The organism is Ralstonia sp. 25mfcol4.1, assembly GCF_900104095.1.
In the GTDB taxonomy this organism is placed as follows: Bacteria; Pseudomonadota; Gammaproteobacteria; order Burkholderiales; family Burkholderiaceae; genus Cupriavidus.
This window is the reverse complement of sequence record NZ_FNJO01000002.1, coordinates 1-20,661: the sequence shown is the minus strand read 5'-3', so window position 1 is coordinate 20,661 and position 20,661 is coordinate 1. Positions and strand designations below refer to the sequence as shown.

The following is a 20,661-nucleotide window of genomic DNA, read 5'->3' as shown; positions in this document are numbered from 1 at the left end:
CATGCTGCAGGTCAATGTACTGAACCAGTTCTACGGCGGCAGCCATATCCTGCGCGATGTGTCGTTCGAAGTGCCGCACGGCAAGCTGACAACGCTGCTGGGCCGCAACGGCGTGGGCAAGAGCACGCTGCTCAAATGCCTGATGGGCGTGGTGCCCACACGCAGCGGCAGCGTCAGCTGGGACGGCAAGGCGCTGGAGAAGAAGGCGCCCTATGAGCGCGTGTCGGCCGGGCTGGCCTACGTGCCGCAGGGACGGGAGATTTTCCCGCGCCTGACCGTCGAGGAAAACCTGCTGATCGGCGCCGCCAGCCGTGGCAAGCCGGCCGGCGTGCCCGACCGCATCTACGAACTGTTTCCCGTGCTGCGCACGATGCGCCAGCGTCGGGGCGGCGACCTGTCGGGCGGGCAGCAGCAACAGCTGGCCATCGGCCGCGCGCTGATGAGCGAGCCCCAGCTGCTGATTCTTGACGAGCCGACCGAGGGCATCCAGCCGTCGATCATCCAGGACATCGGCCGCGCGCTGCGCCTGCTGGTGGACGAGTTCGGCATGACCGTGCTGCTGGTGGAGCAGTACTACGAATTCGCGCGCCATCTGGCCGATCACTACGTGGTGATGAGCCGGGGCGAAGTGGTGGCCAAGGGCGCGGGCGCGACGATGGAACAGGACGGCGTGCGGGAACTGATCGCGGTGTGATGCCTGCCAGTGGCATGCGTGCTGCCGCGCCTTCCGGTGACGGCGGCCGCGCGCTATGATCCGTGGGATACCTCCGCGCGCCCCGCGCCTGCCTCTTTCATCATGCGTCATCCGGATTTTCCTTCGTCACTCGCCATGCCCGTGGGTTGGCACGCCAGCCTGCGCCTGCGCTTTGCCGAACGCGCGGGCCGCACCGCCATGGTCGAGCGCCGGCACGAGGGTCCGCTGCGCGTGCAGAAGCCGCTCTACCCGGAAGGGGCCATCTGCCATGGCGTGGTGCTGCACCCGCCGGCCGGCGTGGCCGGGGGCGACCTGCTCGATATCGACATCGCCGTGGAAGCCGGTGCGCACGCCGTGCTGGCGACGCCTGGCGCCACCAAGTGGTACAAGTCGCAGGGCCGTGACGCGGCGCAGCAGGTGCGTATCGAAGTGGCCGAAGGGGCGCAGCTGGACTGGCTGCCGCAGGAGAACATCGTGTTCGACGATGCCCGCGCGCGCCTTGCTACCGACGTGGTGGTGGCGCCCGGCGGCAGCGCCATCGGCTGGGACGCGGTGGTGCTCGGCCGGCTGGCTTCAGGCGAACACTGGGCCCGCGGCTCGCTGTGGCTCGATACGCGTATTGCCGGCCCGGATCGCGCGCTGTGGATCGAGCAGTCGCATCTCGACGCCGCGTCGCCGTTGCGCGGCGCGCTGGCCGGCATGGACGGCCTGCCCATTATGGCCACGCTGTGGGCCGTGGGGCAGGGCGCCACGCAGGAACTGGCCGAATCGCTGGCCGAGCGGTTGCCGTATCGCCCCGACCTCCGGGCCGGCGTGACCTGCCTGGCGGGCCGTGGGCAACCGGCGAGCCAGTCGATGCTGCTGGTCCGCGTGCTGGGCCGCGACATGGAGGCGGTGCGCCACGTGATGATCGATTGCTGGAACACCCTGCGCATGCCGATCCACGGCGTGCCGGCCCGCCCCCTGCGGCTCTGGGCCACCTGACGGCACATCAACAAGAACGCCAACAAGAACGCCAACAAGAACGCCAACAAGAACGCCAACAAGAACACCAGAACGGAAAAGCCAACATGGAACTGACGCCGCGCGAGAAAGACAAGCTGCTGATCTTCACCGCCGCCCTGCTGGCCGAGCGCCGCCGGGCGCGCGGGCTCAAGCTCAACTACCCCGAGTCGGTGGCGCTGATCACCGCCGCCATCATGGAAGGGGCCCGCGACGGCCGCACCGTGGCCGAGCTGATGCACGAAGGCACCACGGTGCTGCGCCGCGAGGATGTCATGGATGGCGTGGCCGAGATGATTCCGGAAATCCAGGTGGAAGCCACGTTCCCGGACGGCACCAAGCTGGTCACCGTGCATCACCCGATCGTCTGAATCCATTACCCGGCCCATCGCCCGAACCGAACGTTCAACAAGAAGAGGACCAACCCTATGCAACGCCCGACTTTCGCCCGCGTATTGACCGGCGCCACGCTCTCGCTGGCCGCCGTCTCCGCCTTCGCCCATCCCGGTCACGACGCAGCCACGGTGGGCGCCAGCCTGTTCGCGGGCCTGGCCCATCCGTTCACGGGCGCCGACCACCTGCTCGCGATGGCGGCCGTAGGTGTCTGGAGCGCACTGATCGCCACGCCGAAAGGTGCCTTCGGCCAGGGGGCGTCGAAGCTGGACATGCTGCGCCTGCCGCTGGCCTTCGTCGCGATGATGCTGGTGGGTGCCGCGCTGGGGCTGGCCGGCGTGACGCTGCCGGCCGTGGAGCCGATGATCGCCGTCTCGCTGCTCGTGATCGGCCTGCTGGTGGCGATGCGCGCGAAGCTGTCGGCGCTGTCCGGCATGGCCATCGTCGGCGGCTTTGCGCTGTTCCACGGCTACGCGCACGGTGCGGAGCTGCCGGCCACTGCGGCCGCGCTGGCCGGCGTGCTGGCCTATGTTGGCGGCTTTGCCGTCAGCACCATGACGCTGCATGTGATGGGTATCGGCGTTGGCGCGTTCCTGCGTCGCCATGCGGGCTGGATGGCGCGCGTGGCCGGGGCGGGCGTGGCGCTGTACGGCGTTGGCCTGCTGGTGGCCTGACGTTCGCAAAGGAGCCAGGCGATGATTCCCGGTGAACTGATGCCGCTGGACGGCGAGATCGAACTGAACGCAGGCCGCGCCACGGTCAGCGTGACCGTGGCCAATACGGGCGACCGTCCGGTACAGGTCGGGTCGCACTTCCACTTCTACGAAACCAATGCGGCGCTGTCGTTCGACCGCGAGGCCGCGCGCGGTTTCCGGCTCGACATCGCGGCCGGCACGGCGGTGCGCTTCGAGCCGGGCCAGTCGCGCACGGTGCAGCTGGTGGCGCTCGACGGCGATCGCATCGTCTACGGCTTCAACGGCAAGATCATGGGAGCACTGTGATGAGCGTGAAGATTTCACGGCAGGCCTACGCCGAGATGTTCGGCCCCACCACCGGCGACCGCCTGCGGCTGGCCGACACCGGCCTGGTCATCGAGGTGGAAAAGGACTTCACGATCTATGGCGAGGAGGTGAAGTTCGGCGGCGGCAAGGTGATTCGCGACGGCATGGGCCAGAGCCAGCGCATGTCGAAGGATTGCGTGGACACCGTCATCACCAATGCGTTGATCATCGACCACTGGGGCATCGTCAAGGCTGACATCGGCCTCAAGCACGGCCGCATCGCGGGTATCGGCAAGGCCGGCAACCCCGACATCCAGCCGGGCGTGACCATCGTCGTGGGCCCCGGCACCGAGGTGATCGCGGGCGAGGGCATGATCGTCACGGCGGGCGGCATCGACACGCACATCCACTTCATCTGCCCGCAGCAGATCGACGAGGCGCTGATGAGCGGCGTGACCACGATGATCGGCGGCGGCACCGGGCCGGCCACAGGCACGTTTGCCACCACCGTCACGCCGGGGCCGTGGTACATGGAGCGCATGCTGCAGGCGGCCGATGCCTACCCGATGAACATCGGCTTCCTGGGCAAGGGCAACGCCAGCCAGCCGGGGCCGCTGACCGAACAGGTGGAAGCGGGCGCCATCGGCCTGAAGCTGCACGAGGACTGGGGCACCACGCCGCAGGCCATCGACACCTGCCTGTCCGTGGCGGACGATACCGACACGCAGGTGGCCATCCACACCGACACGCTCAACGAAGGCGGATTCGTCGAGGCGACCATCGCCGCATTCAAGGGCCGCACGATCCATACGTACCACACCGAGGGCGCGGGCGGCGGCCATGCGCCGGACATCATCAAGGTGTGCGGGGAATCGAACGTGCTGCCGTCGTCGACCAACCCCACGCGGCCGTACACGGTGAACACGCTGGACGAGCACCTGGACATGCTGATGGTCTGCCATCACCTGGATCCGGCCATCGCCGAGGACATCGCGTTTGCCGAATCGCGCATCCGGCGCGAGACCATCGCCGCCGAGGACATCCTGCACGACCTGGGCGCGTTCTCGATGATTTCCAGCGATTCCCAGGCCATGGGCCGCGTGGGCGAGGTCATCATCCGCACCTGGCAGACCGCGCACAAGATGGCGGCCCAGCGCGGCAAGCTGCCCGGCGACCCGCACGACGCGCGCGGTGGCCACGACAATTTCCGCGTGCGGCGCTATATCGCCAAGTACACGATCAACCCGGCGCTGACGCACGGCATCGCGCACGAGGTGGGCTCGATCGAGGTGGGTAAGTGGGCCGACCTGGTGCTGTGGAAGCCGGCGTTCTTCGGCGTGAAGCCGAGCCTGATCATGAAGGGCGGCATGATCGCGGCGGCGGCCATGGGCGACCCCAATGCGTCGATTCCGACGCCGCAGCCGGTGCATTACCGGCCCATGTTCGCGTCGGCCGGCGGTGCACTGCCGAAGTCGTCGCTGACGTTTGTCTCGCAGGCGGCACTGGCGGCCGATGTGGGCGGGCGCTACGGTCTGGCCAAGACACTGGCCGCCGTGCGCGGATGCCGCACGGTCAGCAAACGCGATATGGTTCACAATGACTGGCAGCCGCACGTGACCGTGGACCCCGAAACCTACCAGGTGGTGGCCGACGGCCAGTTGCTGATGTGCGAGCCCGCCACGGTGCTGCCGATGGCGCAACGCTACTTCCTGTTCTGAAGCTGAAGCCGTGATCAAGATCGACAAAGTCCTGCCCGCGCCGCACGGTATCGCACCCGTGCTGGTGCGGCGCGCCCCCAAGCTGGTCCTGCCGTTCGGCGACCGCAGCAAGAGCCGCCTGCGCGCGGCGCTCGACAACGGCGCCGAAGCGGCGCTGTTCCTGCCGCGCGGCACCGTACTGCGCGGCGGCGACCTGCTGGTGGCCGAAGACGGTACCTTCGTCGAGGTGCAGGCCGCGCCGGAATCGGTGCTGCAGGTGACGGCCACCGACCCACTCGCCCTGATGCGCGCCGCGTATCACCTCGGCAACCGCCACACGCCGGTGGAAGTGGGGCGCGACTACCTGCGCCTGGAATACGATCCGGTGCTGGCCGACATGCTGACGCGCCTGGGCGTGCAGATCGAACGCGCCGAACAGCCATTCGAGCCCGAGGCGGGCGCCTACGGCGGGGGCCACAAGCACGGCCACGACGCGACCTTCGCCGAAGACTACGCGGCGGCCCAGGCGGTGTTCCACGAGCATCACGGGCATGGTCACGACCACGACCACGACCACGACCACGGGCACGACCACGCTCACGGGCACGATCACGGGCACGGTCACGACCACGGCCATGTGCATGACGAACACTGCGGGCACAAGCATTAACCGGATGGCATCGTGAATCAGACGCTTGCCCTCTGCCCCGACCCCTCTCCCGCGCGCGGGAGAAGGGAGCCGACCGGCTGCCATGCCAGCGCAGCGGTCCCCGATGCCACCGCTGCGGGTTCTCTCCCCCCTCCCGCGGGCGGGAGAGGGGCTGGGGGAGAGGGTAAGCCCGCCACGTTGCCAACAACATGCAAACGGAGCCATTCGCCATGACCGCGCTCCACCAACTGATCTCCCTGCTGCACCTGGCATCGCCGGCATTGCCCATTGGCGGGTTCAGCTATTCGCAAGGGCTTGAGGCGGCCATCGATTGCGGGCTCGTCAGCGACGCGGCAACGGCCGAGCACTGGATTCGCGACAACCTCGTGCAGGTGCAGGCCCAATGCGAGGCGCCGGTCTGGCTGCTGTTGCATCGTGCCTGGCGGCAGCGGGACGCGGCGGAGGTCGCCCGCTGGAACGACTGGTTCCACGTGACCCGCGAAACGTCCGAATTGCGGCTCGAAACCGAGCAGATGGGCTGGTCGCTGGCCAGGCTGATCGGCCAGATGGAATGGGGCGATGCGGCGCTGCGCGACACCCTGCGCAGCCTGTCGCCGCTGTGCCTGCCCACGGCCTTTGCCGCGGCGTGCGTGGCGCTGGATATCGATGCCCGCGAAGGGCTGGCCGCCTACGCCTTCAATTGGGCCGAGAACCAGGTGGCCGCCGCGCTCAAGGCGGTGCCGCTGGGCCAGGTGGCCGGCCAGCAGATCCTGCGCGGCCTGCACCGCCATGTGCTCGACACCGTGGACGAGGCGGCCCGTCGCGCCGATGCCGACCCGCCGCAGCTTTCCACGTTTTCTCCCATGCTGGGCCTGCTGTCCGCGCGACACGAAACCCAGTATTCCCGGCTTTTCCGCTCCTAGCGTTCCTGGACCGAATCATGACCCGTACCAAGAAGAATCCTCCGCTGCGCGTTGGCGTGGGCGGCCCCGTGGGCTCCGGCAAGACCACCTTGCTGGAAATGCTCTGCAAGGCCATGCGCGACCGCTATGACCTGGTGGCCATCACCAACGACATCTACACCAAGGAAGACCAGCGCCTGCTGACCATCTCGGGCGCCTTGCCGGCCGAGCGCATCATGGGCGTGGAAACGGGCGGCTGCCCGCATACGGCCATCCGCGAGGACGCTTCGATCAACCTGGAGGCCGTGGACCGCATGCTGGCCAGGTTTCCGGATGCCGACGTGGTGTTCATCGAATCGGGCGGCGACAACCTGGCCGCGACCTTCAGCCCGGAACTGTCCGATCTGACGATCTATGTGATCGATGTGGCGGGGGGGGAGAAGATTCCTCGCAAGGGCGGACCGGGGATTACGAAGTCCGACCTGCTGGTGGTCAACAAGACCGACCTGGCGCCCTACGTGGGGGCGTCGCTCGACATCATGGAAAGCGATACGCGCAAGATGCGTGGCGATCGTCCGTTCGTGATGGGCAGCGTGAAGTCAGGGCAGGGCCTGGACCAGGTGATTGCCTTTATCGAGCAGCAGGGCATGCTCAACGTCTGAGCCTGCGTGCGCCCCGCCCTGGGCGGGGCGTTTCAGCGAGCGTGCCGCCGCGCCAGCGCCCGTGCCACGCCAGCCACGACATCGCGATCGACATCGCTGAGGTCTGCCATATAGCGCAGCGTTGCCTGTACCGAGGGTGACTGCTCGGCGTCGAACGGCGAGCGGGCGGCTTCCTGCGCCTCTTCCGGTCGATGCTTCGAAAAGTCAAGCATCTCGGTTGGCGAAACACCGAGCGTGTCTGCGAGGGTACAAATGTTATAGAGCGCAACATTGCGCGTGCCGCGCTCGATGCCGCTGAGGTAGGATCGGGCCAGGCCGCTTTCCAGCGACAGCGCTTCCTGAGACCAGCCGCGCTGCTTGCGCAACCAGGTCAAATGTCGCCCGAACAGCTTGAGTGGGTCTGCTGTCATATGCTGCTGTGTGGATACTAAGTCGCTAAGTCGATCGAGACTAAGGGCTCGATCTATGCGGAACGACAACTTATAGTTGGTCGTTCTATCGGTGCCAGTTCCTCATCGTAAGCGATACACCTGTCGCCAATGCGGCACAGTTGCGGCGCCGGGCAGTCACCACAGACGCCCTCCCACGGGATGCCCAAAATCCGTCCGTGGGCGGAAATCCGCGCCACGCGGTCCATTGGGCATCCGGCCAGCCTTCAGCGCACGCTCCGGTTTCCACCCATTGCGATACCGATATTCGCGCGCCCCTGCCGGGACGGGCGTTGTCACCCGAGCCCGACACCCGATGCCATATGCGGCATCGATTCTCATTTCTGTGTCATTCCGGCAACGGCCGGACCCGTCGGGTGGCGTGAATCCGTGCCGGACACGCCACCCGTACGGGTGACGCCATGTCCCTAGCGCCGCTGGTACTGCGTGGCACCGAACAGGATCTCGCGTTCCTTGTCCGACTGCAGCGGCTTGCGCTCCTTGGCCAGCACCTCCACGCCGCGCTTCACGGCCGGACGCTCTGCAATTTCGTTGAACCAGCGTTTGAGGTGCGGATAGTCGTCCAGTTCCACGCCCTGGTTCTGCCAGCTGCGCAGCCACGGGAACGTGGCAATGTCGGCGATCGAATAGCTGTCGCCGGCCAGCCAGGCGTGTGCCGACAGCTGCTTGTCGATCACGCCGTACAGTCGCCTGGCCTCGTTGGTATAGCGGTTCACCGCGTACTCGATCTTTTCCGGTGCATAGATCCGGAAGTGGTGCGCCTGGCCGAGCATGGGGCCGACCCCACCCATCTGGAACATCAGCCACTGCAGCGCGTCGTACTTGCCGCGTACGTCGTCGGGCAGGAACTTGCCGGTCTTGCCGGCCAGGTACAGCAGGATCGCGCCCGATTCGAACAGCGAGATCGGCTGGCCGTCGGGGCCGTCGCTGTCGACGATCGCCGGAATCTTGTTGTTGGGGCTGATCTTGAGAAAATCGGCGCCGAACTGGTCGCCGGCACCGATATTGATGGGATGGACCTTGTACGCCAGGCCGCATTCCTCAAGCATGATATGGACCTTGTGGCCGTTCGGAGTGGCCCAGGTGTAGACGTCGATCATGTGCAACGCTCTCCATGGAAGATTGGCCGGGGCATTTAAGCACAGAGTGAATAACCCTGCTGGCAGCACATGAAAAAGCCCGGCACGAGGCCGGGCTTGTCGCTCGGGGCAGGCCGCCGGGCCTGTCAGGAGCCGCGCGTCACGGGCATCCGGATGCTGTCGGCGCTGACGTTCATGTGCTTGGCCAGTTCCAGCTTGGCGATGGCGTTGCGGTGCACCTCGTCCGGGCCGTCGGCCAGGCGCAGCGTGCGCTGGTGCGCCCACCAGTTGGCCAGCGGGAAGTCGCCGGACACCCCCGCGGCACCGTGCACCTGGATGGCCCAGTCGATCACGCGCAGCGCCACGTTCGGTGCCACCACCTTGATCATCGCGATCTCGGCCTTGGCCACCTTGTTGCCCACGGTGTCCATCATGTAGGCCGCCTTCAGCGTCAGCAGGCGCGCCATCTCGATATCGCAGCGGGCTTCGGCGATGCGCTCCTGCGTCACGCCCTGACGGGCCACTTCCTTGCCGAACGCCACGCGCTCCAGGCTGCGCTTGCACATCAGTTCCAGCGCGCGCTCGGCCACGCCGACGCTGCGCATGCAGTGGTGGATACGGCCCGGGCCCAGGCGGCCCTGCGCGATCTCGAAGCCGCGGCCCTCGCCCAGCAGGATGTTGCTGGCCGGCACGCGCACGTTCTTCAGTTCGATTTCCATGTGGCCGTGCGGCGCGTCGTCGTAGCCGAACACGGGCAGGAAGCGCTTGATGGTAATGCCCGGCGTGTCGGCCGGCACCACGATCATCGACTGCTGCTCATGGCGGCCCGCCTGGGGGTCGGTCTTGCCCATCACGATGTAGACCTTGCAGCGCGGGTCGCCGGCGCCCGACGACCACCACTTGGTGCCGTTGATCACGTAGTGGTCGCCGTCGCGCTCGATGCGGCATTCGATATTGGTGGCGTCCGACGATGCCACGGCCGGCTCGGTCATCAGGAACGCCGAACGGATCTCGCCGCGCAGCAGCGGTTCGAGCCATTGATCCTTCAGTTCCTCGGATGCGTACCGCTCCAGCGTTTCCATGTTGCCGGTGTCCGGCGCGGCGCAGTTGAACACTTCGGCCGACCAGGGCACCCGGCCCATGATCTCGCACATCGGCGCGTATTCCAGGTTCGACAGGCCTTCCGGGGCCCGCTTCGATCGCGGCAGGAACAGGTTCCACAGGCCGGCTTCGCGGGCCAGCGGCTTCAGTTCTTCGACAACCTTGGTCGGCACCCATGCGTTTCCGGCCTCGCGGTTGGCCTGCACCTCGGCGTAGAAACGCTTTTCGTTCGGGTAGATGTGCTTGTCGAAGAAAGCCAGCAGCCTGGCCTGCATCTCCTTGACCTTGGGCGAATATTCGAATTGCATGGGGTCTCCTCGGGGTTGTTCGATAGGCACGCCGTGCCGACTGTGGCTACTCTATCGGAACGTGACTAATAAGAAAAATGAATTTTCTGGATTGGTCAGTATCAATCTTGTGCATTCCGTGCCAGAATGCGCGACATTGATGCCTCAGTAAAGCACGCGTGCGGGAAGGTGCCATGCAACTCAGCCGGATCGACCTCAATCTCTTCGTCGTGTTCGACGCCATCTACAGCGAAGGCAGCATCACGGCTGCGGCGCGGCAGCTGAACCTGACGCAGCCGGCCGTGAGCCATGCGCTTGGGCGGCTGCGCACGCTGTTCGACGATCCGCTGTTCGAGCGGCGCGGGCAGGGCATGGCGCCCACGCCGCTCGCGCGGTCGCTGGCGGGCGAGGTGCGCGGCGCGCTGCAGTCGTTTGCGCGGACACTGCAGGACACCCCGCACTTCGATCCCGCCAACACCACGCGGCGCTTCACCATCGGCATGCGCGACGCGCTGGAAAGCACGCTGCTGCCGCCGCTGATGGCGCGCGTGACCGCCATGGCGCCGCACGTGGAAATCGCGGCAATCCGCTTCGACCGCCGCGAGATGGAGTCCGAACTGCTGGCCGGCACGCTGGATACCGCCATCGACATCCTGCTGCCGGTGTCGCCGGCCATCCATCACAGCGCCTTCATGTCTGACCCGATGGTGGTGCTGGCCCGCCGTGACCATCCCTTGGTGAAGAAGGAACTGACGCTGGAACGCTATCTGGCGGCCGAACACGTGCACGTGTCGTCGCGCCGGCGCGGGGCGGGGCTGGAGGACCAGGCGTTGCACCGCATGGGCCTGACGCGCCGTGTGCGGCTGCGCTGCCAGCACTATGCGGCCGCCTGCCGCGTGGTCAGCTGCACGGACCTGCTGGCCACGCTGCCGCTGCGCTACGCGCGCATCGCCAACGAGCCCTATGCCAACCGGCTGCTGTCGCTGCCGTTCAAGGTGCCGTCGCTGGAACTGCACCTGTACTGGCATGCGGGCGGCGAAAACGATGGCGCCAACCGCTGGCTGCGCGAACAGCTGATGGCGGTCATGACGTCGCTCGGCAGCGGCATGGGCGATGTCTCGACCGCGCCCGCGGCCTGATTCACCACTGGCGGCGCCGCGCGCGTGCAGCGCGCTCGGATCACAGCGTAAGAAAGTGTTCGAAAGGTGGACGATGGTGGCGGGCGTCCCTACCATCACTGCGTTCCATCTGTCCCCGACGCCTCATATGGCGGCGCAGCAGCGCCCAGGCGTCGTCCCGGCCCACACACCGGGATGCGGGCAGTTTCCCCAATCCAGACCTATCACATCGAGGCACGCTGACATGCCAGGGAAACTCTTGCGCACTGCTTTCATCAACGGACGGCCCATTGCACTCGGCGCCATCGCCGCCTGTGCGGCCCTGACACTGGCCGCCTGCGGCGGCGGTGACGGCGGCGGCTCGGCAACCGCTTCGGGCGGCAGCGGCAGCGGCAGCGCGGCCCAATCGGGGGCCGCCGCCCCGTCGGCCGCCAGCGGCCAGGCCGCCGCCGCGCCGACTGCCGGCGGCACCGACCGCGCCTGCTACACCGTGACCGGCGCCGCGCCGGCACCGGTGACCGGCTCGGTCGCGCTGCTGCCCGCGCGTGGCACGGGCGTATCCGGCTACAAGGTGCTGGCCGATGCGCGCAGCGCCGGCCTGTGCTACGCCAACTATCGCCGCGAGCAGGTGGGCCTGGCCCCGCTGACCGCGCGCGACCCGCTCAACACCGTGGCCCAGAACCACACGGCCTACATGCTGGCCAACAACACGCTGACGCACGATGAGCAATCGGGCAAGACCGGCTATACCGGCGCGGCCCCGAACGACCGCATCCAGGCCGCGTACCCGAGCAACGCCACGGCCGAAGTGGTGGCCGGCGCCAATCGCTGGACGTCGCAGGCGGGCGCCAGCCTGTCGATGACGCCGAAGGATCAGCTCGTGATCGATCTGGTCGATGCCCCGTTCCATCGCGCGGCCCTGCTGGGCAGCTACGGATCGGCCGGCAGCGGGTTTGCCGAAAGCGTGGGCGCGGGCAGCAGCGGCGGCACGCAGGCGTACTACTTCCAGACCATCGACCTGGCCGACCGCAGACAGGGCGGCGCCGACAACCAGATGGTGGCGTACCCGTACAACGGCCAGGCCGATGTGCCGGTCAGCTGGGTCAACAACGAAAGCCCGAATCCGGCGCCGGCCTACGCGGGCAAGACCATGGGCTATCCGGTGACGGTGCAGGCGGTGAACACGTCGCTGGCGTTCAATGCCGACACGTTCTCGATCACCGATGCAGCAGGCAACAGCGTGCCGTGCGAGAAGGTGGATGCGCGCACCTCGGGCATGTCCAGCGCTGCGGGCGGCCTGGCGATCTGCACGCCGACCGCGCCGCTGGCCGGCAAGACGCGCTACAACGTGACCGTCAGCGGTACGCTGAACGGGCAGGGCGTGAACCTGAACTGGTCGTTCACCACGCTGTAACGCGGTGGTCCATCGGGCCCGGAACGCGCCCCGATGCGCGGCCGGAAAGGAAGACGGGAGGCATCGGCCTCCCGTTTTTCGTTTCAGCGCCTATTTGACGCCAGGCGGGTCGGCGCCCGGTTCGATGCGCAACTGGCCGCGCGCGAGTGCGTCGTCGCGCTGGATATCGTAAGGCGCCACGGGACGCACATCGGCCGGCATGGCCGCCCACAGCCGTGCCACCCAGTCGCGCACGGCCGCATTGTCGGGCTCGGCGCTCCAGACGTGCAGACCATTGCCGGGGCGCCACTGCATGGCGACCGAAGCGGGATCGTCCTCCAGCGTGACGATGGCCGCTTTTCGCGCTTCCGGCACAGCCGCCTTTGCCGTGGCCGTTGAAGCGGCGGGCGATTCGGCCGGCGCCGGCGCAGGCGCCGCCATGTACGCCGACTGCGGCACGCGCCGTGCGCGTGCTTCAGCGCCCCCGCCCGGTGCGGGGGCCGGTGCGGCTGCGGACGGGGGTGCCGGTGCAACGTCGGTCTGGACCTGCGCGGATGCCATCGGCGGCGGCGCGGCCAGGATAGCCGGTGCGGCAGGGGCAGCCGGTGCCGGAGGCATGGATTCCGCAGCGGCGGCTGCCGGTGCGGGCAAAGGTGCAAAAGCGGGCGCTGGATCAGGCGCCGGCGCCGGTGCGGGTTCCTTGCGGGCCGTGGGCGATGGCGTGGTCGGCCGACGCACAGGCGCCGCGTGTGGTGCCGCGCGCTCCGGGGCGGCAGCCGGCGGCGCTTCCGCGGTCTGCGTGTGCTGCGCGGCAGCGGGGGGCGGTGCTCCGATTGCAGGCGCGGCGCTCGACGAAGGTGCGGACGCCAGCGCCGGGTCGTCTCGGGTTGCGGGTTCTGCGTTGTCGGCGATGACGACATTCGACGATAGCGAGGCCGTCGTTGGCGTGCCGTCATCGAGCTGGCTCAGCACGATCCTGGTGGCCAGTCCCGCCACGGCAAACGCGGTGGCCGCGACGCCGAGCGACCGCCACCAGCGCGACACGGCAGTGGCGCGCGCGGCAGGTGGCGGCGCGACGGCCGCCGCGGAAGCCGCACCGTCACGATGCTGTGCGGCCTGCGTCTGCAACCATGCCTCGGTCGGCGCGGAGACCGGCGCACCCAGGACATCGTCGGCGGGCTTGCCCTGCAACACCTGATCGAACACGACATCGCGGCGCGCGGCCTGTGCGGCCTGCAATCGCGCGGCCTCGCGCAGCACGCTGCCGGACAGCGTGGGCGGCGCGGTAAAAGTGGGTGGCGGCGCGGATGCCCGCACCGCATCGCGTTCGGCCTCGGCCGCCATGCGCGCCTGCACCGCGCGGGCGGCGGTGGTCACGGCGCTGGCCAGGCTTGCGGGCGCGCCAAAGCGCGGCACGTCGCGCAACAGCGCGGACAGCCGGTCTTCGCCAGCGATAAAACGTTCGGCGGCGCCGTGGCCAGATTGGCCGGGTTGCCGTGTCGTCATGGCCGGGGCTCCCCGGGCACCATGCTGCCATCGGCCAGCACCGTGCGCAGCCGGGCAAACGCATAGCGCAGCCGGCTCTTCACCGTCTCGAACTTCTCGCCCAGCATCGCGGCGATCTCCTCGACGCTCATCTCGCTGAAGAAGCGCAGCACCACCACCTCGCGCTGTGCCACGGGCAACTGCAGCAGTGCCTGGCGTACGCTGGCCAGATGCTCGCGCAATTGCGCCTCGGTCTCGGGTGTCAGGTCGTCGACCGGCATGGCCGGTTCGTGTTCGTCGATCGATTCACGCAGCCGGGCATGCGCGCTGCGCACCTGATCCAGCCAGGCATTGCGTGCGATCTGGAACAGGAAGGTGCGGAATGCGGCGGTGGGCGTGTAGTCGCCGCAGCGGGTCATCAGCTGGATCCACGTCTTCTGCGCGATATCCTCGGCCTCGCCGGTGTCGCCCCGGCACAGCCAGGCAACATAGTTGAAGAGGCCGCCGTTGTGGCGGCGGAACAGTTCGCCGATCGGGGCCTCGATGACGCCGCCGGCCACCAAGCGCATCAGGTCGGCGTCGGGCAGCGCAGCGATATCGGGGGCGGGGCTGGCAGGCGTCATGGCATCGAGTATAGATCGCCGCTCAGCGCACGGCGGCCTCGCGCAACTGGCTGCAGTCCTGCGATGCCGCCGGCTTGCCGGGCTTGTCCGCCGGGGGCTGCAGGATGTACGGCGGCGTGGGCGCGGGCACCGGGGGCGGCGACGGCTCTGCCGGATGCGCTGCGGGCCCGGCGGGCGGCAGTCCGCTGCATGCGACCAGTACCAGGACGGCGCACAGCGCGGCCGTTCCCGGCGTGAGGAATGCGGAAAGCCCGTTGCGCATGGTGTTCTCCTGTGGCATGCAACCGGCGCGAGGTGCGCCCTGGCCATGAAACGGCGCAGGCGGGCAGATGGGGTTGAGCTAAATGGACAAAATATGGTGCCCCGCTGGACATGCCACGCCGCCGCGCCGGCTGGCGTCGGCCGCATAGGAAAAAATGCCCCGAAACGCAAGACCGGCTTTCAGACGATTCGCACCGCCGTCAGCCTTTTTCGCCGCTACAATCGCCGGAGATTTCCACCAGGAGACACGGCATGACTGAAGCAGTGGCACCCCGTTCCGCGGACCCGACCGCGCATCATTCCGATTCACTGCGCTGGCGTGGCGCGCTGGCCGTGGCGCTGACCGCGTTGCTGGCGGCCTGCGGAACGCCGGACAAGGGCGCCGGCACACCCGCCGCCTCGGCCACGCCGGCCTCTGCGCCCCCCGCGCAGGCGGCGATGCCGCCGGCGCCCGAAGTGTCGTCGGGCTATCGCCCGGACATGACTACCACCTACGCGCAGAAGCACATGGCGGCGGCCGCGAATCCGCTGGCCACCGAGGCGGGCCGCGAGATCCTGCGGGCCGGCGGGTCGGCCATCGACGCCGCCGTGGCGATGCAGGCCGTCCTCACGCTGGTGGAGCCGCAAGCCACGGGCATCGGCGGCGGCGCGTTCATCATGTACTGGGATGGCAAGCGCGTGCAGGCCTACGACGGCCGCGAAACCGCGCCGGCCGGTGCCACCGAAAACCTGTTCATGCGTGCCGATGGCAAGCCGATGGAATTCTCGGAAGGCCAGATTGGCGGCCGGTCGGTGGGTGTGCCCGGCGTGCTGCGCGCGCTGGAGATGGCCCATCGCGAGCACGGGCGGCTGCCCTGGGCGCGCCTGTTCCAGCCGGCCATCCGGCTGGCGGACAAGGGCTTCCCGATGTCGCAGCGGCTTTACACGCAGGTGGCGGCAGACAAGTTCATGGGCGGGTCGCCCGAGATGACGGCCTACTTCCTGGACGCGCAGGGCAAGGCGAAGCCGGTCGGCACGATCGTCAGGAATCCGCAACTGGCGCAGACGCTGCGCGAGATTGCGAAGAGTGGTCCGAACGTGTTCTACAACGGGCCGATCGCGCGCGATATCGCGGCCAGGGTCAACGGCCATCAGAACCCGGGCAGCCTGTCGGAGGCGGACCTGAAGGGCTACAAGGCCAAGGTGCGCGTGCCGGTGTGTACCGACTACCGGCAGTACAAGATCTGCGGCATGCCGCCGCCGTCGTCGGGCGGCATTGCCATTGCGCAGATCCTCGGCACGCTGGAGGCGCTGGAAAAGCGTGACCCGCGCTATGCGCTGGCCAGCCTGAAGCCGACGAAGGTCGACCTGCCGTCGCTGATGGAGCCAAATCCGCTGGCCGTCCACGCCATCGCCGAAGCCGACCGGCTGGCCTATGCGGACCGGGGCCTCTATGTGGCCGACGCCGATTTCGTGCCGGTGGACGTGGCCGCGATGGTCAGTCCGGGCTACCTTGCCGAGCGCGCGGCGTTGATCGGCGACCAGAGCATGGGCAAGGCGCAGCCGGGCACGCCGCCGGGCGTGAAGGTGTCGTTCGCGCCGGATCGCTCGCCGCCGCGTATTTCCACGTCGCAGATCGTGGCCGTGGACAACCGTGGCGGTGCGTTGTCGATGACGACCACCATCGAGTCGTATTTCGGCTCGCACATCATGGTGCGCGGCTTCATGCTCAACAACCAGCTGACCGACTTCTCGTTCACGCCGACCGAAAATGGCAAGCCGGTGGCCAACCGCGTGCAGCCGGGCAAGCGTCCGCGTTCGTCGATGGCGCCGACGCTGGTGTTCGACCGCCAGAGCGGCAAGCTGGTGGCCGCGCTCGGTTCGCCGGGCGGCTCGCAGATCATCGAGTACGTGTCGAAGACGCTGGTGGGCCTGCTCGATTGGGACATGGATGTGCAGCAGGCCGTGGGCATGGCCAACTTCGGCAGCCGCAATGGCCCCACCGAGGTGGAGCGTGGCCTGGTCACGCCGCAGCTGGTGCAGGCGCTGAAGCAGCAAGGCCATCAGGTGGCCGAGATCGAGATGACCAGCGGCACGCAGGCCATCATGCGCAAGACTGTCAACGGCAGGGCAGTCTGGGCCGGTGGCGCGGACCCGCGCCGCGAGGGCGTGGCACTGGGCGACTGAGTCGCGTGGCAGGCCGCGCGGCTGCCACGGCAGCCCCAGCCGGCCAGCAATAAAGAACGGGCGCGAAATTCGCGCCCGTTTCAGTTCTGCTTCTTGTGACTGCCGGATTTATGCGTCCAGCTTGACCCCAGCCGCCTTCACGACTTGTGCCCAGCGTTTTTCCTCGGCCTGGAACCACTTGGTGGTGTCGGCCGGGGACATCGTTACGACCTCGGCGCCCTGGCCGGCCAGGTTGGCGCGGATCTCCGGCGTGCGGATGATCTTCACCAGCTCGGTGTTGATGCGCTGGACCAGCGCATCGGGCATGCCGGCCGGCGCCATCACGCCTTGCCACGTCCCGGATTCGAAGTTCGGCACGCCGCTTTCGGCAATCGTCGGCGTCTGGCTGACCAGCGCCATGCGGGTGCGTTTGGACACGGCCAGCAGCTTGAGCTTGCCCGATTGCACGTGCGGATAGGTCGCCAGCATGCCGTTCATCAGCACCTGGGCGGTACCGCCAACCGTATCGGCAATCGCCTGCGCGCCGCCCTTGTAAGGCACGTACTGCCAGCCGGCCTTGGTGGCCTGCTGCACGGCCACGCCTGCCAGGTGCGGAGCGCTGCCGATGGCCGTGACGGCGAAGTTGAGCGCCTGCTTGTGCGACAGTTCGACCAGTTCCTTGAGGTTGTTCGCGGGCACGGACGGATGCACGACCAGCAGGTGCGGCGAATAGGCCAGCATGGCCACGCCCTTGAGATCCTTATCAGGGTTGAACGTGAGCTTGGTATAGACCGACGGGGTGATCGCCAGCGCGCCAACGTCGCACAGCAGCAGCGTGTGGTTTTCCGTGCCGGCCTGCGCCACCATGGCGGCGCCGATGTTGCCGTTGGCACCCGGGCGGTTGTCCACCACGATTGGCTGGCCCAGTGCTTCGCCCAGCTGCTTGCTGATCAGGCGCGCGATGATGTCGGACGAGCCGCCGGCGGGATAGGGCACTACCAGGCGGATTGGGCGGCTCGGCCACTTGTCCTGCGCCCACGCCGAAGCGGGCGCCAGGATGCCGGACGTACCAACGGCACCAAGAGCCGCGAGGCCCGGAAGCTGGCCAAGGAATTGGCGGCGAGAAGAGGTCATGCTGTGTCTCCAGTCAACACTTATCATCAGTCGTCGTACAACGATTGGATGGGAGTGTAGGCCCGCTTTGAGGTTGGGTCTATCGGGAAAACACGTAGTCGGATGCCGCTAAATGTAGCAACAATGCGGCCGTCAGGGAGGGAGGTGCGGCGCCAGGGCAGATGGCAGACGAGCGCGGGTGAGGTGCGGGTTGGTGCTCAGTTGTCTGATGACGTCATCAATATGTGATCTTCGCTCCCCCTTCCAACGGGCGGGCAGGGGGAGCAACACATCACATCGGAGGCGGCCTTGCTCAAGCCGCCGACTTCTTCGCGTACTCCCAGCCCATCTCCGCCATCGGGCGTGCGCGCTTGCCGGCGTCGAGGGCCTGCGCCGACGATGCCGTGCCGTCCACCACGCGCTTCATGATGCCCTGCAGGATGCCGGCGATCCGGAACATGCTGAAGGCGAGGTAGAAATTCCAGTCGCCGGTGATCTGGCGGCCGGTGCGCTGCTCGTACAGGCGGCGATAGGCGGCCTCGTCGGGAATGCCCAGCCCCTTGTGGTCCAGGCCGGCGATGCCGCGGAACTGGCCCGGCGCGATATGCCAGCTCATGCAGTGGTAGCCGAAGTCGGCCATCGGGTGGCCCAGCGTCGACAGTTCCCAGTCCAGCACCGCCAGCACGCGCGGCTCGGTCGGGTGGAACATCAGGTTGTCGAGCCGGTAGTCACCATGGACGATGCTGGTCAGGTCCAGGTCTTCCTGCGGAATATGATCGGGCAGCCAGGCGATCAGCTGGTCCATGGCCGGGATCGATTCGGTCTCCGACAGCTTGTACTGCTTGCTCCAGCGTTCGATCTGGCGCTGGAAGTAGTTGCCGGGCTTGCCGTAGTCGGCCAGGCCGATGGCCTTGTAGTCCACCGAGTGCAGCGCGGCGATGACGCGGTTCATCTCGTCATAGATCGCGCCGCGTTCGGTCGCGGTCATGTCGGGCAGCGACTGGTCCCACAGCACGCGGCCGCTGACGAATTCCATGATGTAGAACGCACGGCCGATCACGTCTTCGTCCTCGCACAGCGCGTACATGTGAGCCACCGGGACGTCCGTGCCGGCCAGCGCCTTCATCACGCGGTATTCGCGTTCGATGGCGTGGGCGGACGGCAGCAGCTTCGACTTCGGGCCCGGCTTGGCGCGCATCACGTAGGTCTGGCCCGGCGTGATCAGCTTGAACGTGGGGTTGGACTGGCCGCCCTTGAACTGCTCGACGGTCAGCGGGCCGGCAAAGCCCTCGACATGCTCGCGCATCCAGGCTTCCAGCGCGCCCACATCGAAACGCTGCTGGTCTGCCACGGGGCGTGTACCTTCAAAGTGCGATACGTTGCTGCTCATCTTTGTCTCTCTCCGCAGTGTCTTTATTTTGTGATCGTTGTCGAAGGTGCGTTACAGGTGTGGCGATTACCTGTAATTCGGCTTGCGCTTCTCAAGGAACGCCGTGATGCCTTCACCGCCGTCCTTGTGATGAAGCGCGGCCACGAAGCTGTCGCGCTCGGCGGCAAGGTGTTCGGTCAGCGTTGCAGTGCCGGCATGGTTGATCAGCGATTTCATGCCGCGCACGGCGTTGGGGGATTCCTTGGCCAGGTTTTCGGCGATGCGCAGTGCCTCGGTCAGGGCATGGCCCGGCTGCACCACGCGATTGACGATGCCGAAGTGTGCCAGCCGGGCCGGGTCCACCGGCTTGCCTTCCATCAGGATTTCGCTGGCCAGCTGGCGCGGCAGCATCCGCGCGATTTCATACGAACCACCGCCGTCGGGGGTCAGGCCGACCTTGACGTAGGCCATCACGAACTTGGCGTCGCTGGCGGCCACCACGTAGTCGCAGGCCAGCACCAGCGAAAAGCCGGCGCCGGCGGCGGGGCCTTCCACGGCGGCGATGATCGGCTTGGGAAAGGCGTGGAACGATTCGATCCACTGGTGCAGCGTATCGATGCTCTCGGCCTGCACCGACGGCGGTTGCGAACGGTTGCCCAGCAGGCGGTTCAGGTTGCCGCCGGCGCAGAACACACCGTTGGCCCCGGTCAGCACCACGGCGCGGATCGAGTCGTCGCGGGCGGCCACTTCGAGGGCTTCCTGCGATGCGGCGTAGATGTCCGGATGCAGCGCGTTGCGCGCCTCCGGGTTGGAGATGGTCAGCACGAGCGTCGCGTCGACGCGTTCGGACAGCAACTGGGCAGTCATGGCAGCCTCGTTATCTCGAAACGAATTCTTGATGCAAATGCAAAAAGGGCGCCCGGTGTCTGTTTCGCGGGGCGCCCACTCGATCAGGCTTCTTCGGTCAGCAGCGACAGGCCCAGGCCGGCGCGGCGCCACAGCCACGGGCTCGGACGGTAGCGCATGTCGCCGGTCAGGCGGTTCATGTTGCGCAGCACTTCCAGGATCACAGCGGCGCCGATCGTGTCGCCCAGCGCCAGCGGACCCTTCGGATAGCCCAGGCCCAGGTTCACGGCCAGGTCAATATCGGTCGGCGTGGCGATGCGCTGCTGCGCGATGTCGCTGGCGATGTTCACGATGCAGCCGATGATGCGCTGGGCGATGAAGCCTGCCGAATC

Annotated in this window: 22 protein-coding genes; 12 read left to right on the top strand and 10 right to left on the bottom strand. The window is 67.6% G+C overall.

All coding sequences use genetic code 11. The features are described from left to right. The first annotated feature begins 1 nt into the window (after nt 1). From urtE to ureG, 9 genes are all read left to right on the top strand, one after another. Nucleotides 2-694, top strand: a complete 693-nt coding sequence (gene urtE, locus BLQ58_RS03165) for an urea ABC transporter ATP-binding subunit UrtE (RefSeq protein WP_092594641.1) — start codon at nt 2-4, stop codon at nt 692-694. Between the two features lie 102 nt (nt 695-796). Then, entirely contained in the window at nt 797-1,678 is an 882-nt protein-coding gene (locus BLQ58_RS03160; protein WP_175459841.1) for an urease accessory protein UreD, read from the top strand. 86 nt (nt 1,679-1,764) lie between these two features. Further along, complete coding sequence (locus tag BLQ58_RS03155; protein WP_092594639.1) at nt 1,765-2,067, top strand: urease subunit gamma; 303 nt, start codon at nt 1,765-1,767, stop codon at nt 2,065-2,067. A gap of 57 nt (nt 2,068-2,124) precedes the next feature. Continuing rightward, nucleotides 2,125-2,763 carry a HupE/UreJ family protein gene (locus BLQ58_RS03150; RefSeq protein WP_092594637.1) on the top strand — a complete coding sequence of 213 codons (639 nt, stop codon included), beginning with the start codon at nt 2,125-2,127 and terminating at the stop codon, nt 2,761-2,763. A gap of 21 nt (nt 2,764-2,784) precedes the next feature. Further along, a complete protein-coding gene (locus BLQ58_RS03145; RefSeq protein WP_092594635.1) occupies nt 2,785-3,090 on the top strand; it encodes an urease subunit beta in 306 nt (101 codons plus the stop codon). Next, entirely contained in the window at nt 3,090-4,808 is a 1,719-nt protein-coding gene (gene ureC / locus BLQ58_RS03140; RefSeq protein WP_092594633.1) for an urease subunit alpha, read from the top strand. The genes BLQ58_RS03145 and ureC overlap by 1 nt, the downstream gene beginning before the upstream one ends. A 10-nt stretch (nt 4,809-4,818) precedes the next feature. Further along, a complete protein-coding gene (gene ureE / locus BLQ58_RS03135; RefSeq protein WP_092594631.1) occupies nt 4,819-5,457 on the top strand; it encodes an urease accessory protein UreE in 639 nt (212 codons plus the stop codon). A gap of 209 nt (nt 5,458-5,666) precedes the next feature. Beyond that, nucleotides 5,667-6,359, top strand: a complete 693-nt coding sequence (locus tag BLQ58_RS03130) for an urease accessory protein UreF (RefSeq protein WP_092595486.1) — start codon at nt 5,667-5,669, stop codon at nt 6,357-6,359. 17 nt (nt 6,360-6,376) lie between these two features. Next, entirely contained in the window at nt 6,377-7,000 is a 624-nt protein-coding gene (gene ureG / locus BLQ58_RS03125) for an urease accessory protein UreG (protein WP_092594629.1), read from the top strand. Nucleotides 7,001-7,032: 32 nt separating this feature from the next. Here the strand turns inward: ureG and BLQ58_RS03120 are convergent, their stop codons facing one another. From BLQ58_RS03120 to BLQ58_RS03110, 3 genes are all read right to left on the bottom strand, one after another. After that, the gene (locus BLQ58_RS03120; RefSeq protein WP_092594627.1) at nt 7,033-7,410 is read right to left on the bottom strand and encodes a helix-turn-helix domain-containing protein; all 378 of its coding nucleotides are present in this window, start codon (nt 7,408-7,410) and stop codon (nt 7,033-7,035) included. Between the two features lie 446 nt (nt 7,411-7,856). After that, nucleotides 7,857-8,549, bottom strand: coding sequence for a glutathione binding-like protein (locus tag BLQ58_RS03115; protein WP_092594625.1), 693 nt, complete (start codon nt 8,547-8,549; stop codon nt 7,857-7,859). 125 nt (nt 8,550-8,674) lie between these two features. After that, complete coding sequence (locus tag BLQ58_RS03110; protein ID WP_092594623.1) at nt 8,675-9,937, bottom strand: acyl-CoA dehydrogenase family protein; 1,263 nt, start codon at nt 9,935-9,937, stop codon at nt 8,675-8,677. Between the two features lie 173 nt (nt 9,938-10,110). On the opposite strand from BLQ58_RS03110, the gene BLQ58_RS03105 reads away from it, so the two are divergent. Both BLQ58_RS03105 and BLQ58_RS03100 read left to right on the top strand, forming a co-directional pair. Then, nucleotides 10,111-11,055 carry a LysR family transcriptional regulator gene (locus tag BLQ58_RS03105; protein WP_092594621.1) on the top strand — a complete coding sequence of 315 codons (945 nt, stop codon included), beginning with the start codon at nt 10,111-10,113 and terminating at the stop codon, nt 11,053-11,055. Nucleotides 11,056-11,293: 238 nt separating this feature from the next. Further along, on the top strand, nt 11,294-12,448 hold the full coding sequence (locus tag BLQ58_RS03100; protein WP_254775797.1) for a CAP domain-containing protein: 1,155 nt from the start codon (nt 11,294-11,296) through the stop codon (nt 12,446-12,448). A gap of 90 nt (nt 12,449-12,538) precedes the next feature. Here the strand turns inward: BLQ58_RS03100 and BLQ58_RS03095 are convergent, their stop codons facing one another. Genes BLQ58_RS03095 through BLQ58_RS03085 form a run of 3 tightly spaced genes read right to left on the bottom strand, consistent with a single transcriptional unit; the run spans nt 12,539 to nt 14,797 of the window. After that, nucleotides 12,539-13,933 carry a hypothetical protein gene (locus BLQ58_RS03095; RefSeq protein ID WP_092594617.1) on the bottom strand — a complete coding sequence of 465 codons (1,395 nt, stop codon included), beginning with the start codon at nt 13,931-13,933 and terminating at the stop codon, nt 12,539-12,541. Then, nucleotides 13,930-14,535 carry an RNA polymerase sigma factor gene (locus BLQ58_RS03090; protein ID WP_092594615.1) on the bottom strand — a complete coding sequence of 202 codons (606 nt, stop codon included), beginning with the start codon at nt 14,533-14,535 and terminating at the stop codon, nt 13,930-13,932. The genes BLQ58_RS03095 and BLQ58_RS03090 overlap by 4 nt, the downstream gene beginning before the upstream one ends. Before the next feature lie 22 nt (nt 14,536-14,557). Continuing rightward, nucleotides 14,558-14,797 carry a hypothetical protein gene (locus BLQ58_RS03085; protein ID WP_092594613.1) on the bottom strand — a complete coding sequence of 80 codons (240 nt, stop codon included), beginning with the start codon at nt 14,795-14,797 and terminating at the stop codon, nt 14,558-14,560. A 251-nt stretch (nt 14,798-15,048) separates the two neighbouring features. Between BLQ58_RS03085 and ggt the strand changes: the two genes are divergently transcribed. Next, complete coding sequence (gene ggt / locus BLQ58_RS03080; protein WP_092594611.1) at nt 15,049-16,962, top strand: gamma-glutamyltransferase; 1,914 nt, start codon at nt 15,049-15,051, stop codon at nt 16,960-16,962. A 108-nt stretch (nt 16,963-17,070) separates the two neighbouring features. Here the strand turns inward: ggt and BLQ58_RS03075 are convergent, their stop codons facing one another. From BLQ58_RS03075 to BLQ58_RS03060, 4 genes are all read right to left on the bottom strand, one after another. Continuing rightward, nucleotides 17,071-18,075: a Bug family tripartite tricarboxylate transporter substrate binding protein gene (locus tag BLQ58_RS03075; protein ID WP_092594609.1), complete on the bottom strand. Its 1,005-nt coding sequence runs from the start codon at nt 18,073-18,075 to the stop codon at nt 17,071-17,073. A gap of 292 nt (nt 18,076-18,367) precedes the next feature. Next, nucleotides 18,368-19,444 carry a phosphotransferase gene (locus BLQ58_RS03070; RefSeq protein WP_092594607.1) on the bottom strand — a complete coding sequence of 359 codons (1,077 nt, stop codon included), beginning with the start codon at nt 19,442-19,444 and terminating at the stop codon, nt 18,368-18,370. Nucleotides 19,445-19,510: 66 nt separating this feature from the next. Then, nucleotides 19,511-20,290, bottom strand: a complete 780-nt coding sequence (locus BLQ58_RS03065; protein ID WP_092594605.1) for an oxepin-CoA hydrolase, alternative type — start codon at nt 20,288-20,290, stop codon at nt 19,511-19,513. 83 nt (nt 20,291-20,373) lie between these two features. Continuing rightward, the coding region (locus tag BLQ58_RS03060; RefSeq protein WP_254775796.1) for a 3-hydroxyacyl-CoA dehydrogenase family protein at nt 20,374-20,661 on the bottom strand (288 nt) is incomplete at its 5' end.